The organism is Allobosea sp. P1_B10 (assembly GCF_056406735.1).
The window spans coordinates 633,104-646,607 of the sequence record NZ_JBFTZP010000001.1 but is presented as its reverse complement, the minus strand read 5'-3'; the positions used below and the strand labels follow the sequence as shown (position 1 = coordinate 646,607).

General features: G+C 62.5%; 14 protein-coding genes and 1 tRNA gene. 10 read left to right on the top strand and 5 right to left on the bottom strand.

The window, feature by feature from the left end; all coding sequences use genetic code 11:
- Positions 1 to 546 precede the first annotated feature (546 nt).
- From AC1D2L_RS03265 to AC1D2L_RS03245, 5 genes are all read left to right on the top strand, one after another.
- Positions 547 to 1,593, top strand: coding sequence for an ROK family protein (locus tag AC1D2L_RS03265; protein WP_476844664.1), 1,047 nt, complete (start codon positions 547 to 549; stop codon positions 1,591 to 1,593).
- A 3-nt stretch (positions 1,594 to 1,596) separates the two neighbouring features.
- The gene (locus AC1D2L_RS03260; RefSeq protein WP_476844369.1) at positions 1,597 to 2,304 is read left to right on the top strand and encodes an HAD family hydrolase; all 708 of its coding nucleotides are present in this window, start codon (positions 1,597 to 1,599) and stop codon (positions 2,302 to 2,304) included.
- 227 nt (positions 2,305 to 2,531) lie between these two features.
- A complete protein-coding gene (locus AC1D2L_RS03255) occupies positions 2,532 to 2,990 on the top strand; it encodes a (2Fe-2S)-binding protein (protein ID WP_476844368.1) in 459 nt (152 codons plus the stop codon).
- A complete protein-coding gene (locus tag AC1D2L_RS03250; protein ID WP_476844367.1) occupies positions 2,987 to 5,287 on the top strand; it encodes a xanthine dehydrogenase family protein molybdopterin-binding subunit in 2,301 nt (766 codons plus the stop codon). The genes AC1D2L_RS03255 and AC1D2L_RS03250 overlap by 4 nt, the downstream gene beginning before the upstream one ends.
- Before the next feature lie 14 nt (positions 5,288 to 5,301).
- Positions 5,302 to 5,721, top strand: a complete 420-nt coding sequence (locus AC1D2L_RS03245; RefSeq protein ID WP_476844366.1) for a hypothetical protein — start codon at positions 5,302 to 5,304, stop codon at positions 5,719 to 5,721.
- A 73-nt stretch (positions 5,722 to 5,794) separates the two neighbouring features.
- On the opposite strand, the gene AC1D2L_RS03240 is transcribed toward AC1D2L_RS03245, so the two are convergent.
- Positions 5,795 to 6,190: a winged helix-turn-helix transcriptional regulator gene (locus AC1D2L_RS03240; RefSeq protein ID WP_476844663.1), complete on the bottom strand. Its 396-nt coding sequence runs from the start codon at positions 6,188 to 6,190 to the stop codon at positions 5,795 to 5,797.
- A 159-nt stretch (positions 6,191 to 6,349) separates the two neighbouring features.
- On the opposite strand from AC1D2L_RS03240, the gene AC1D2L_RS03235 reads away from it, so the two are divergent.
- Complete coding sequence (locus tag AC1D2L_RS03235; RefSeq protein ID WP_476844662.1) at positions 6,350 to 7,084, top strand: SDR family NAD(P)-dependent oxidoreductase; 735 nt, start codon at positions 6,350 to 6,352, stop codon at positions 7,082 to 7,084.
- A gap of 466 nt (positions 7,085 to 7,550) precedes the next feature.
- Here AC1D2L_RS03235 and AC1D2L_RS03230 read toward each other — a convergent pair.
- Both AC1D2L_RS03230 and AC1D2L_RS03225 read right to left on the bottom strand, forming a co-directional pair.
- Positions 7,551 to 7,641, bottom strand: a tRNA-Ser gene (locus AC1D2L_RS03230).
- A 227-nt stretch (positions 7,642 to 7,868) separates the two neighbouring features.
- Positions 7,869 to 8,120 (bottom strand): hypothetical protein, encoded by a 252-nt coding sequence (locus AC1D2L_RS03225; protein WP_476844365.1) that lies wholly within the window; start codon positions 8,118 to 8,120, stop codon positions 7,869 to 7,871.
- Positions 8,121 to 8,678: 558 nt separating this feature from the next.
- Between AC1D2L_RS03225 and AC1D2L_RS03220 the strand changes: the two genes are divergently transcribed.
- Entirely contained in the window at positions 8,679 to 8,969 is a 291-nt protein-coding gene (locus tag AC1D2L_RS03220) for a hypothetical protein (RefSeq protein ID WP_476844364.1), read from the top strand.
- Between the two features lie 255 nt (positions 8,970 to 9,224).
- On the opposite strand, the gene AC1D2L_RS03215 is transcribed toward AC1D2L_RS03220, so the two are convergent.
- Complete coding sequence (locus AC1D2L_RS03215) at positions 9,225 to 9,596, bottom strand: tudor domain-containing protein (protein ID WP_476844363.1); 372 nt, start codon at positions 9,594 to 9,596, stop codon at positions 9,225 to 9,227.
- Positions 9,597 to 10,358: 762 nt separating this feature from the next.
- Here AC1D2L_RS03215 and AC1D2L_RS03210 point away from each other — a divergent pair.
- Positions 10,359 to 10,622 (top strand): hypothetical protein, encoded by a 264-nt coding sequence (locus AC1D2L_RS03210; RefSeq protein ID WP_476844362.1) that lies wholly within the window; start codon positions 10,359 to 10,361, stop codon positions 10,620 to 10,622.
- Positions 10,603 to 11,928: an AAA family ATPase gene (locus AC1D2L_RS03205; RefSeq protein WP_476844361.1), complete on the top strand. Its 1,326-nt coding sequence runs from the start codon at positions 10,603 to 10,605 to the stop codon at positions 11,926 to 11,928. Before AC1D2L_RS03210 ends, AC1D2L_RS03205 begins: the two co-directional genes overlap by 20 nt.
- 178 nt (positions 11,929 to 12,106) lie before the next feature.
- On the opposite strand, the gene AC1D2L_RS03200 is transcribed toward AC1D2L_RS03205, so the two are convergent.
- Positions 12,107 to 12,268, bottom strand: coding sequence for a hypothetical protein (locus AC1D2L_RS03200; RefSeq protein WP_476844360.1), 162 nt, complete (start codon positions 12,266 to 12,268; stop codon positions 12,107 to 12,109).
- A gap of 678 nt (positions 12,269 to 12,946) precedes the next feature.
- Between AC1D2L_RS03200 and AC1D2L_RS03195 the strand changes: the two genes are divergently transcribed.
- A complete protein-coding gene (locus AC1D2L_RS03195) occupies positions 12,947 to 13,474 on the top strand; it encodes a hypothetical protein (protein WP_476844359.1) in 528 nt (175 codons plus the stop codon).
- The last annotated feature ends 30 nt before the right edge of the window (positions 13,475 to 13,504 follow it).

Here is a 13,504-nt window from a genome sequence, read left to right as displayed (position 1 = left end):
TGATAAATTCCTCTCCTGGGGTGCTCCTCTGCTGGGAGCTGCGCACAGAATGTCAGAGCAATTCAGGTTTGACCATCATGTCTGATGCAAAACAGACGGAGAGTGTCGGTCTGCCCGAAAGTCAGGGGTAGTACGGGAGCGTATTGTTTGTTCATCTCGCGGAAGAATTCGCAATCCGAAGGCTATCCGGCTTTTGAGGGGCGCGCGTTCTGGCTGGCGGTGGGGCGCTGTGCCAAGATGTCACTTTTTCAATCAGGTTCGCGGACTGCGTCAGGTTAAAGATCAGAAGACAATATAGGAAGTGATAGCCTTATTGTTTCCCGATCAATTCTAGCGTGGTTGCCGTTTCTTGGTGATTGCTTTCGGCTATACATGAGTTTCGCGCATGCCGCGGCGATGTTCGCCGGGCTAACTCGGGATGGATAGTGCTCGGGGAACGGGACCACGATGGTCCGCCCGCGCGATGGCCGGCCACCACGGGGAACCTGGGCAGCGGCAGTCCGTTGCTGTTTCGCGGCTGATCCATGTCGCGGAGGGGGCTTGCGAATGGCGGATGACAGATTGCTGGGCCATGGCGCGAGCTCGCTTCCGGCTGCAAGTGTCGAGAACTACAATCTCGACGTGAAGCATCAGGGCGAGATCGCCAATAATCGGGTCCGCAAAGGCGCATTCCTCGAAACGATAGAGAAGCTTCGCCAGGATCTCGCGAAATTCGGCGCCGACCCTCTGGGCGATGTCTCCACGGCTGAATTCAGCAAGAAGCAACTCGGCACCCTGCTCAATGGCGAAGAGCCGTTGGCTGCGGCTGTCGTGCAGACGGCGATCGATCAATTCTCGAACGACATCGCCGACGTGCTCCAGAGATTTCTGAAGGACAAGAACTGGGCCGGCGTTGAACGTATCGTGGTAGGTGGCGGCTTCAAGGAAGGGGTTGTCGGCGAGCGAACCATCGCCGCTGCATCGTTACGCCTCAAGTCGCGCGGAATCGGCGTGGATCTTGCCCCGATCCGACATCACCCTGACGAGGCCGGACTCATCGGCGCCCTCCATCTTATGCCGTCCTGGATGTTCAAGGGGCACGATGCGATCCTGGCGGCAGATATCGGAGGCAGCAACATTCGCGCAGGCGTCGTGCTGCCGCAGCTGAAAGATGCCGCGGACCTGTCCAAGGCGGCCGTCTGGAAGTCGGACCTCTGGCGGCATGCTGACGAGGAGGTCCGGCGAACGAAAGCGGTGGACTGGCTCGTCGAGGCCCTTCAGGAATTCATCGCGCGGGCCGGGAAGGCGGGTCTGAGCCTTGCCCCGTTCATCGGTGTCGGCTGCCCCGGCGTCATCGAGGCCGACGGCACGATTTCCCGCGGCGGCATGAATCTGCCCGGCGGCAATTGGGACGACAGCAGGTTCAACCTGCCCAAGGTGCTCGCCGCTGCGATCCCCAGGATCGGAGATCACGACACGGTCGTCGTGATGCACAACGATGCGGTCGTGCAGGGGATGTCCCAGCGTCCCTTCATGTCGGACGTCAAGCGTTGGGCTGCGATCACGATCGGCACCGGCCTCGGCAATGCCTCGTTCACGAACACGGCGGGTTGATTCATGCGGTTCCAGGCGCTGGCCACCGACTATGACGGGACGATCGCCCGAGACGGGATCGTGGACGACGAGACGAACCTCGCGTTGGAGAGGCTTCGGGCGTCAGGCCGCAAGCTGATCCTGGTGACGGGGCGAGAGCTGGACGATCTGGTTCGCGTCTGTATGCGGCTCGACTTGTTCGATCTCGTCGTCGCCGAGAACGGGGCCGTATTGTACGACCCGGCTGACAAGCTCGAAGCGGTCCTGTCGGGGGGGCCCTCGTTGGAGCTGGTCAACCGCCTGAAGGCGGCTGGCGTTCCCAATATCTCGGTCGGGCGCTCCATCATTGCGCTCTGGAAGCCCAACGAGGTCGAGGCGCTCGAGGCTATCCGGGATCTGGGCCTGGAGCTCCATATCGTGTTCAACAAGGAGGCCGTCATGATCCTCCCGAGCGCGGTGAACAAGGCGACCGGCCTGGCCGAGGCGCTCAAGCGGTTGGGCCTCGACGTGACCGGCGTCATTGGTATCGGCGACGCCGAGAACGATCATTCCTTCATCAGCGCCTGCGGCTACCGCGTGGCCGTCGCCAACGCGATCCCGTCGCTGAAGGACGAGGTCGACCTGGTTACCGAAGGCGCGCGAGGCGAGGGCGTCCAGCAACTGATTGTCCGCATGATCGACGCGGAAGACCAACTGGCGAGCGCCAGGCGTGGCCCACAACATCCGCGGTGAAAAGCAGCACTGCCGGTGTGTCCGGGCGTGAACCCACGCTGCCGTGGCGAAGCCTCGCTGCAGGTCTCACGGCCCGCCTGACCAGCATTTGAGCACGCGGTTGTCACGGCAAACGCAAACGCGGCTTGCGTTCTGTCGCTCATGGGCGTTGCATAGCCTGCTCAGAGCCTTGCTATCGCGCGTCATGGACATCCCTGGCCTTCCAGCGAGCGAAGAAGGAGATACTGATGACCGTCTTCGTCGTGAATGGAACCGAGCGTCGCTACGATGGCGACCCTGAGATGCCGTTGCTCTGGTACCTACGGGACGAGCTCGGCCTGACCGGCACCAAGTTCGGATGCGGTGTCGCGGCCTGTGGAGCCTGCACGATCCATCTCGATGGAGCGGCCGTACGAGCCTGCCAGACTCCGGTCTCCGCCGCTGCGGGGCTCACGGTGACGACCATCGAGGGCCTGTCTGCCGATGGCAACCATCCGGTGCAGGCGGCCTGGCGCGACCTCAACGTCTCGCAGTGCGGTTACTGCCAGCCCGGCCAGATCATGCAGGCCAGCTCTCTGCTGAAGGACACGCCGAACCCGAGCGACGAGGATATCGACAGCGCGATGAGCGGCAATCTATGCCGCTGCGGCACCTATCCGCGCATACGAGCCGCGATCAAGCAGGCAGCGAAGGGAGCACGTCCATGACGAGACATGTTCCAGACCCCGGCAACATCCTGGCCAATGTCAGCCGCCGCGCCGTCGTGCAGGGCTTGGGCGCTGGCGTCTTCGTGCTGGCCGCGGGGCTGCCTTCAGCCTCGCCCGCGCAGGACAAGAAATTCGGCGCCGATGGGATGCCCCATGGCTGGCGCGATGATCCGGCTGTCTTCATCGCCTTGGCCGAGGACGGCACGGTCACGATTACCTGCCATCGCTCGGAGATGGGGCAGGGGGTACGCACCTCGCTCGCCATGGCGGTTGCCGACGAACTCGAGGCGGACTGGGCCCGGATCCGGGTCGTGCAGGCCTGGGCGGACGAAGAGCGCTTCGGCAACCAGGATACGGACGGCTCGCGCAGCCTGCGCCACTGGTTCATGCCGTTGCGCCGCGCCGGCGCAGCCGCGCGCGTGATGCTGGAGCAGGCGGCCGCAGCCCAGTGGGGCGTTCCCGTGGCTGAGCTGCGCGCCGGCAATCACGCGATTCTTCATGCTGCCAGCGGCCGCAGCGTCGGCTATGGCGCTCTGGCCAAGGCAGCCGCTGCCCTGCCGGTACCTGACCGCAGCAATCTGAAGCTCAAGCCGGCGTCCGCCTTCCGCTTCATCGGCAAGGACACAATCGGCCTCGTCGACAACCACGACATCACCACCGGCAAGGCGATCTATGGCATCGATGCCCGGGCTGAGGGAATGTTCTACGCTGTTGTCGCCCGCCCGCCGGTCTATGGCGGAAAGGTCCTGTCGCATGATGCGGCCGAGGCGCTCAAGGTGCCAGGCGTCGTCAAGATCATCGCGATCGACCCTCCGGCGATTCCGTCTGAGTTCGAGCCGATCGGCGGCATTGCGGTCATCGCGCGCAACAGTTGGGCCGCGATCAAGGGCCGCGAAGCTCTGAAGATCACTTGGGAGGACGGCCCCAACGCCGTCTACTCCTCCGACACCTACCGAGCCCGCCTCAGCGAGGCGGCGCGCCAACCCGCCAAGGTCGTCCGCAACGAGGGGGACGTCGACCGCGCCCTGGCGGCGGCCGACAAGCGCGTTTCGGCCGAGTACTACATACCTCATCTCGCGCAATCGCCGATGGAGCCGCCGGCGGCGCTGGTGCGCATCGTCGCTGGCTCCGCCGAGGCCTGGGCCTGCACCCAGGCGCCGCAGGTGACGCGGGCGCGCCTCGCCCAGCGTCTCGGCCTGGCGGAAGACAAGGTCAAGGTCAACGTAACGCTGCTCGGCGGCGGCTTCGGCCGGAAGTCCAAACCTGATTTCGTGATCGAGGCCGGCCTGTGCTCGAAGGCGATGGACGGTGCGCCGGTCAAGCTGATGTGGACGCGCGAGGACGACCTTCATCACGGCTATTACCACACGGTTTCGGTCGAGCGACTCGAAGCAGGGCTCGACAGCACCGGCAAGGTCACCGCCTGGCTGCATCGCAGCGCGGCACCGACGATCGGCTCGATCTTCGTGCCTGATCCCAAGCATGAACTGCCCTTCGAACTCGGCATGGGTCTGGTCAACCTGCCCTTCGCCATCCCCAATATCCGGGCCGAAAACCCGGAGGCGCCCGCCCATGTCCGCATTGGCTGGTACAGGGCAGTGTCCAACATCCCCCATGCCTTCGCCGTGCAGTCCTTCGTCGCCGAACTCGCCCATGCGGCGGGCCGCGACCCCAAGGACTTCCTGCTGGAGTTGATCGGTCCGGCGCGGCTGATCGATCCCACCAAGATCGGCGACGTCTGGAACCATGGCGAGGATCCCGAACGCTACCCGATCGATACGGGTCGCCTGCGCCGCGTCATCGAGACGGCCGCGAGCGGCATCGGTTGGGGGCGCAGCCTTTCGAAGGGCAGCGGGCTCGGCATCGCCGGGCACTACAGCTTCGTCAGTTACATCGCTGCGGCTGTCGAGGTGACGGTGGGCGAGCGCGGCAAGCTGTCGATCCCGCGCGTCGACATCGCGATCGACTGCGGGCCGATGGTCAATCCCGATCGCGTCCGCTCCCAGATGGAGGGAGCGGTGGTCATGGGCGCCGGCATTGCAAGCTCGGCCGAGATCTCTTTCAGGAACGGTCGCGCCGAACAGGATAATTTCGACAGCTACGAGCTAACCCGCATCGATTCAGCGCCGCGCGATATCCGCGTCCATCTCCTTCCGACCACCGACTATGAGCGGCCGCTTGGCGGTGTCGGCGAACCCGGCCTGCCGCCCATCGCGCCGGCTATCGCCAATGCGGTGTTTGCAGCCACCGGCAAGCGGATCAGGCAGTTGCCGATCCGGGACCAACTAGGCGCTTGAGCGGGAGGCGCGCGATGATCACGCGTTGCATTGCCATCGCCATCGCGGCCTTCCATTTCGCTCTTGCAGGTCTGGCCTCGGCGTCGACCTGCACCGAGCGGATGAGCGCACTGGAAATTCGGCTCAACCAGGCGGGCGAGGCTGCGAGTTCGGCGTCGTCCGGCGGGCAGGGCGTAGCCGCGGCGCGCGAGAGCCAGGCCATGCAATCGCGCACGGAAGGCAAGCCTGTCGAGGCGCAGAGCGTCCCGCCGTTCCAGCCCGCCGGCAAGGAGGCACAGGCCACCAAGCAGGCTGCAGACGCTGGCGGTGGCGGCGACCTCGTGATGCAGGCAAGGGCTAAGCTGAATGAGGCCCGCGCGCGCGACAGCAGCGGAGACGCCGCCGGTTGCCTCGACCTAATCGGGCAGGCGGAGCGACAACTCGAGACCAGGTGATCCCTGGATGATCCTCGCCAATCTCGCGAGAGGGCGGAGCCGCGCGCTCGGCGCAGGAGATCGCGGATTGCGCTTACATCCGGGATGCCGCTGCTCCCGTCCGTTTTGGCTCAGCGCCCCGGCTGCTGAGCGCCTCGCGCTGCGCAAAAACGCGGCTGACCTCGGCCATGTTCGCCGTGTCCCATGAGCACAGCGGAACGAGGGCGTGGCCCAGGCTGTGGCCCAGCGGCGTGAGGCTGTAGTCCACGCGCGGCGGGATCTCCTTGTAGTCGGTCCGCTTCACCAGACCGTCGGCCTCAAGCTCCTTGAGCTGCTGGATCAGCATCTTGTCGCTGACATCGCGTACGGCTCGCCTGAGTTCGCCGTAGCGTGTCGGTCCGCCCTGCGCCAGGAAGTATAGGATGAGCGGCTTCCACTTGCCGGCGATGACCCGCAGCGTTGCGTCGAGCCCGCAGGTGAAGCCGGGCAAATTCGGCGTGCAACCTTGTACCGACGGAGCAGGCGGCAGGCGGTCTGGCGGAGCGGTGTATGAACGATCTGACATTTTCTGATACTTACCAAAAGGTGCATACTTGTCGATAGGTGGGTAGCGCGCCAGCTCAGTGCAACCTCAATGAAGGAGCACATCATGAGCAGGCTACAAGGCAAGACAGCAGTGGTAACCGGCGGCGGAAGCGGCATCGGTCTGGCTGCGGGCAAGAGATTCATCGAAGAGGGGGCATTCGTCTACATCTTCGGGCGGCGGCAGGAGGCGCTCGACGCAGCCGTCGCGCAGTTGGGGGCCTCGGCGCGAGCAGTCAGCGGTTCGGTGACGGATCAGGCCGATCTCGACCGGCTCTTCGCTACCGTCAAGGCAGAGCGCGGCGGGCTCGACATTCTGTTCGCGAATGCTGGCACCGGATCCTTCGCGCCGCTCGGCGAGATCTCGACCGAGCACTATGATCAGGCTTTCGACGTGAACGTGAAGGGGCTGATATTTTCGGTGCAGACGGCGCTGCCGCTGATGGCGCCCGGCTCCTCGATCATCCTGACCGGTTCGAGCGCGGGGGTGATGGGGACCCCAGCGTTCAGCGTGTACAGCGCCACCAAGGCAGCAGTCCGGAATCTGGCGCGAAGCTGGGCGCTGGATCTGCGTGGGACCGGCATACGCGTCAACGTGCTTTCCCCGGGTCCGACCAAGACGGAGCTGGCGCTGGCGGCGCTCGGGGATGAAGGCATGGACGAAATGGGGGCGAAAACCGTGCTCGGTCGCGTCGGCGAGCCCGCTGAGATGGCGGCGGTCGCCGCGTTCCTGGCGTCCTCGGACAGCAGCTACATGACCGGCGGCGAAGTATTCGTCGATGGCGGCATGGCACAGGTCTGAAACGACACTTCGCCCGGGTGCGAGGGTTTCGATGTCGGACATCGAAACCCTCGCTGTCCTGGCTCTCACTAATTCAGCGGTGCGAAGTCATCGGCTCGGCGGCAGCATCAGCACGCATCCTCGGGCTCTCGGAGGCAAGACGACACGTTTCAGCTGCCGGGCCGGGAAGGGATACGGTGGTGCGCAATGCCGAATGCGGGAGTTTGCTGGACCGCTGTTCGAGTACGCGCATCCCGCATCCTAACCAGGACAGGCTGTGCTGGTGAGTAAGACGGAGGACTGTTGCGGGACGCGAGGACGGCATTCGCCGTGAGGCTGCACTCCAACGAGATCGTCAACGCCATCGGCCCGGATGCAGACAGAGCGCAGCCTGATATCGGGACGATCCCATCGAACGTCGTAGGAAAGCACCGCGGAGCAATCCGAGCCGCTTGAATCAGATTACAGCGATTTCAGTAGGTTGGAATGGCGGAGACGGAGGGATTCGAACCCTCGATACCCTTGTGGGGTATGCTCATTTAGCAAACGAGTGCCTTCAGCCTCTCGGCCACGTCTCCGTTGGATGCTCTATGCCCGATTGCCGCGCGCTTTGACAAGCCGTCTGCGAGGAAAGATTTTTGCCTCCACAGCCAATCGAGGAAAAGCGCAGGTTTTTCGCCTAGCCGCGTTCCATGCGGGCCGGGACACGCGGACGACCAGGGAGCTGGCGCTCACTAGCATCTGCCATTCCGCTGCCATTGGCCGCGGCTGCCAGCCGAATCGCGAGCTGGTGACGGCGCACGGCCTATAGACCGGCGTGCTCTGGGCCAATCACCGGGGATTTGGCGGAGACATGACCGAGGGCTCGGGTATCGTCGAGTGCGTCGATCCATGCCAGCGCCTCGGGCAGAGTGCTGAAGACGGGCCCATGCTTGAGCGCATCCTCGGCCTCGCTCAGGCCAAAACGTATCCCGTAACCAGAGACCTCGCGACGGATGGCAATCACATGGGGCGTAAAATCCAGCACGGGCGGACGTACATGTTCAGGAGAGGGCATGGATGGAGCTCCGAGGCAGGACCTTCGCCAAACGCACCTCGCTGGAGCCGGTTCCCGATGGAGAGGGCATAGGCGACGCTTGGCTGCCAGCGGGTTTCTGCGCTCGGGATTGGGCAGCAATGTGTTTCCTGCGGGATCGCGAGGATCGAACCATCAGGCGACCATGAGGCGGGCAAACGAGCGCCTGTTCTAGCGAGGGGCATGGGCATCAGCCATGCACGGGAAACTCGGATAAGGAGTATCGCATCTCTTTTCTTATGGGATGATGCTGTGATCCCGCCACAACGAGCTCTTGCCCCGAGCAACGGATTATACCGCGGTTCCCGTCCGCGGCGCGTCCTGCTCACGCCTACCGTCGCAAGATGCTCTCGCAACGGCAACACCGCGATGTGAACGAGTTTCCGACATTGCCGCTCCACTGTACTTCACGAGTTCAGATAGGGCGAAGCCGACATCGCTCTTCCGCCAAAGACAATTGCTCGGCGTCGCCGTCCGGAGAATTCTCTTTGATTAGCACCGCGTCTATGCGAGGCACTCCGTTTGATGTGGAGTTGCTTGATGCCTGTTATCGAAATCGAACTGCCGGATGTCGCGACGTGGAACAAGACGGTGTTTGACGCGGCGGGAATCCCGCCCAAGACTCTCTACTCGACCGTGCGATTTCGAAAGAATGCCAAGGTCATCACGCAGTCGGTCAGCGAGGATGGCGAAACGCTCCGCAAGCGCTTGATGTCCATCAAGACCAAATCCGGCCCGACGGATCGCCAGATCAACAAGCTGCTCAGCGGCTACATCACATGCACTATGATCGCCAATATCCACGACCCTGAAGAACTGGCTGCTCCTTGAGCGACGCGCGAGGGCAGGCTCGATCGCCAGCCCTCGTCGTCTTGCCTATCCGATAAATGTCGTGCGGTAGGGCATGCTGGTCAGTGCTAGCTGACGTACTCCCCGTTTTCCCCACGGTCATGAGTTGCGACGCCCTATCCGAACTGGCGAATATCTATGATGACCGGCCTGAGCTACGGCCTGGGCGTTCCCGGAACGGGCACAAGACAGAGGGCCGGCCACCCCGAAGGATGACCGGCATCGTGACTGGAAAAGTCAGTTCGACCTGCAGCGCCCGGTCCGGGTGTTCTCCTTATCGCCGTCATCATAGGCGATTGAGAGACGGTCTGCGCTGAGCGCAGTGATCTTTCCGGGAAACCAGCCGGTGCCTTTGAAATTGCACTCGACCTTAGACCCGATAGCCCAGGTGTAAGGACGCACGCTGCCAACGCTCATCGTCTCCCGGTCACCGTCGTCATACTTGATCGTCAGGCGATCGCCGGACACGCTCTGGATGATGCCGGGGAACCAATGCTGGCCGTTCTTCCAGCGGGCCAGAACCCAGTCGCCCGTGGTCTGAGCCTGCGCCCCAGAAAGGGCAGCGAGCATTGCTCCGGCAACAAGAATAAGACGCATATTCATCTCCATGATGCCGTTTCGGAAACCGCCGGCGGGTCGTCATCATGGTTTGCCTATGAACCGTGGATGAAGGCTGGGCGGCTCTTCAATCATCGGCGCGCTCCAAACGAAAAAGGGCTCCGCAAACGCAAGCGCGCAGACCCCAATATTTGGGGAGAAACGCCCGAAGGCAGCCGGTTACGCCGGCCAGGCGATCGGCCGGGGCATCCCGGCAGATTCAAGACCGCGAGCCCTGCGCCAATGCTGACACCACCGGCGACGATCGGGCCGATCCTAATCCATTTTAGCGTCGGCAACCGTCCGGCAAGGAACTCCGGCGCCATCAGACGGCAGATGCCCGCAAAGCACGAAAGCGGCAGGTGCAAGCCCCACAGGATCTACTCCCCCTGCGCGTACCATCATGCCACGCATATCGTGGCGCCACTTAGTTCTTTCGGGACGGCCGTCCGGAACCAATACGTCCCGGTCTTAGGGTGCTTGTAGGGTCGCGTCATCGATAGGACCACTTGCATCGCCGGTCTGCATCACCGGTGCCTGCAAGTCTCTGATTCGCTGAGTTTCTTCGCTAGTTAGCCCCTTAGCAGGGGAATGGTGCCCAGAGCTGGACCACGGAAACCTAAGTAAATCAGCCAGATAGGGCAGGGGTGGGCAGATTTTCGTCCCATATCGTTACTATGGTTTCGCTTGGCCCCTGTCCCACCGACTGAGAGCACAGATGCGGTTCCGGATAGCGGAATCGAACGGATAACCAACAATTTGAGGAGTCCGCCGATGCGGATTGAAGACTTCATACCGACCGCCGATCCCGGCGGCGGCTCGGGGATCGTTGCTCGGTTCGCAATCCGCCTGACGCCAGATGCCAAGTTGGTTGGCTACCGCTTGCGGCAACGCGACGACGGCACGTTCCGGATGGTGCCGCCTTCCGTAGGTGGAAACACCTCGGCTCACTTCGCGCCTGACCTTTACCGATCCATCACCAATGCCGCCATAGCGGCCTTTGAAGGGCATTACGCCGTTGACCGCTCCGCAGCCTGAATTCCCACCGATCACAGACATCCACCTCGACGATGATGATGAAAAATACGTCACAACGTGGATGCACGATCCAGATGCCACGCCCGAGCAGTGCGCCGAGATCGAGGCCCAACTGGCTGAGATGCTGGCCGACGTAACTGCACGCGCCGCCCATACATCTGAACTCCGTGCTGACATGCTTAAAACCGGCCCGTTGCCGGACTGGTGGCCCCAGCGTGACAACGACAATTGTCCCGGATCGACTGAGAAGCGACCGCGTTTCGAACTCACTTGGTTTGATGATATCGCCCCCGAACTGCCTAAGGTCGAGATCATCGAAGGCGTTTTGGGCGAGGGCGAATTCAGTGTGGTTGTCGGGAAGCCAGGGTCGGGCAAGTCGGTCATCGTCACCGATATGGCATGTCACGTCGCTGCTGGGCGGTCCTGGCACGGGCACGAGGTCTCCAGGGGCCTGGTCGTTTACTTCGCCGCAGAACGTCGCTCGCTGACGCTGCGTCGGATGCTGGCTTTCAGAAAGCATCACGACATTTCCGGGCTACCTCTTGTCGTTGTCGGCGGCAAACTGGATATGACGAGCAACATCCTCGACGCGGCGGCGCTGGCCGGGGTCATCGAGCAGGCGTCTGCCGAGTGCGGCCTGCCGTGCGTTTGGGTCATCATTGACACGCTGTCCCGAGTGTTCGGCGGCGGTGATCAGAACGCGTCGAAAGACATGGGCAAGTTCGTCCAGTCGGTCGATGAAATCACTCGTAGCCTCGGTTGCCACACGACCGTGATTCACCATTCTGGTTGGGGCACTGAGGAGCGTGGAAAGGGCGCAATCGACTTGGATGGCGCCGTCGACACTTCGTTCTTTGTGCGGAAGGCAGGGGAGGGTTTCACCCTGGTCTGCGACGGCACGAACGATGGCGTGGCTGGCCCAGTGGCAGCATTTGGTCTGACGTCGGTCGCGGTTGCTACCGACAAGAACGGGGTCGTTACGACCGCGCCCGTCGTCGTACCTAAGGAGCTTGGCAACATTTCCGGCGTCATCCGCGAGCCCGAACCGGTCAAGCCTACGAAACAAGACGAGGCGTTTGCTCACCTGCTCAAGGCGATCGAGCAAGAGGGCCTATTGCCGGACAACGACCTGCTTTCGGGCGGTGAAATGGTCGTGGGAGAGGAGGCCTGGAGGCAGCGTTGTTATGACGCTGCCGGCGACGTGCTAACCGACACAAAGAGCAAATCTTTTCGGAGAGCCAAAGACGCACTGCTAGCCGCCGGCCGGGTCTGCCACGGCGCGGAATGGTACTGGCCGGCCGCCTAAGCCGGACAACGGAGCCGGACAGCCGGACAAGCTGGACATGGCGTTGTCCGGCTCTGCACATTTAAGACCCGGACATCCGGACAGGACAGCCCCGGTCTTTAGACCGGGCGTATCTGTCCGGTGTCCGGGGTGTGTGGAAGAACAAAAAAAGGAGCCCTCGGAAGAGAGCGCCTTTGAATTAATCGTAGTACCCCCGACCAAAACCAGCCGGCGGGCCGTACCGGCGATCCTCACGGTAAACGCGTTCTTCGCGATAACCGCGACCGTAGCCGCCGCGACCCGATAGCTGACGATTCGTCTCGTCGATGATCTGCAGACGCCGCTCCTTGGCCGCGGTCATCGAGAACTCGGAAGCTTGCCGATGGAAACCCAGACCCGCGGCACGTGCAGGATCGAGGAGGGCGGAGACGTTCCCGACGTTGTTATGCCATCAGAACCGGCGACGGCTGATGTCGTCGCGATGCCAATTCGGGATGGCGACGCATAACACTTGCAGTCCAGCGAGCAGCCCCAAAATACAGATATCTCGTTGATTTATTGAAATAATCCTTGACAATCGCCCTTATACAGGCCTAGATACCAACAGGTTCGGCGCTATGATGGCTCCGAATCAAAGCAAAGCAAAAAACATGAGCTGACTGCCGACCTGCATTTCGCAGGCCGGTTCTCTGTTTTGGAATTTGCAATGCTCACTTCCGGTCTAGATGCCTCGAACAACAACAACACGCCCGCACGAACGCCGGCAGAACACCGCGCCACTGTTGCGGCTTGGGCAAGCATAGCGCCAGACCTCGACCACAACGTTCTGCCGCGAAAGATTAGGCCGGCTCGCCCCCGGCATCGAGAACTAGCGGATGAGCTAAAGCCTCTACTTGTTTGGCGTTCGCTTGCCTCCGCGGTGGAAGCGGACTGCTACGCACCCGGCTGGGTATCGGCCGTCCCGGAGGATTTTGGCGCTGCAAATGACAACCAGCGGGCAGACGGCGACCATGAGATATTTCCGACACCCGAAGAAATCATGGAGCGGCTCGACGGTGTCGAAATGCTGTGGGTTGCCGAATGCGGGCTGAACGTCAAGACCCCGGGCCGGCTCGTAATCCAAGGTGGTGATGTGGAGCGTAATGACGACGGTATCCTTGTTCGCATAGGCGGACTTAGGCTATCCGGCCAGAGCGTCGGTAGGGTGACCGCCTATCGGTGCGAGAAGAAGTATCGCGATCGGGTAGTGCCCGTCTGGGTACGGGCTAAGGAGCGTCTGGTAGAACAAGTCGGCATCAAGACGCCAGCCCCGCCCGAAGCGCATCCAGCCGATCCGGACGACACGATCGATGCTCGGCGCGAGGCGAGACGCCTTCGTCATCAACTTTCGCTGCAATCCGTCGCTGTGCTCGATGCCTGCATGCGTGCCGCGAGCTTCGAGGAAATAGGCAAGACGCTCGGCAGGCAGGGTCGGAACGCCAAGGAGTGCGGCAAGGCCGCTGTCATCGCGGCGTGTGCAGAGCTGCAAGCGAAGCTGGATGCCGCGGAAATGCAAATCGCGGCCTGACTGCACTTTCTGCCAAGTAAATAACAAACA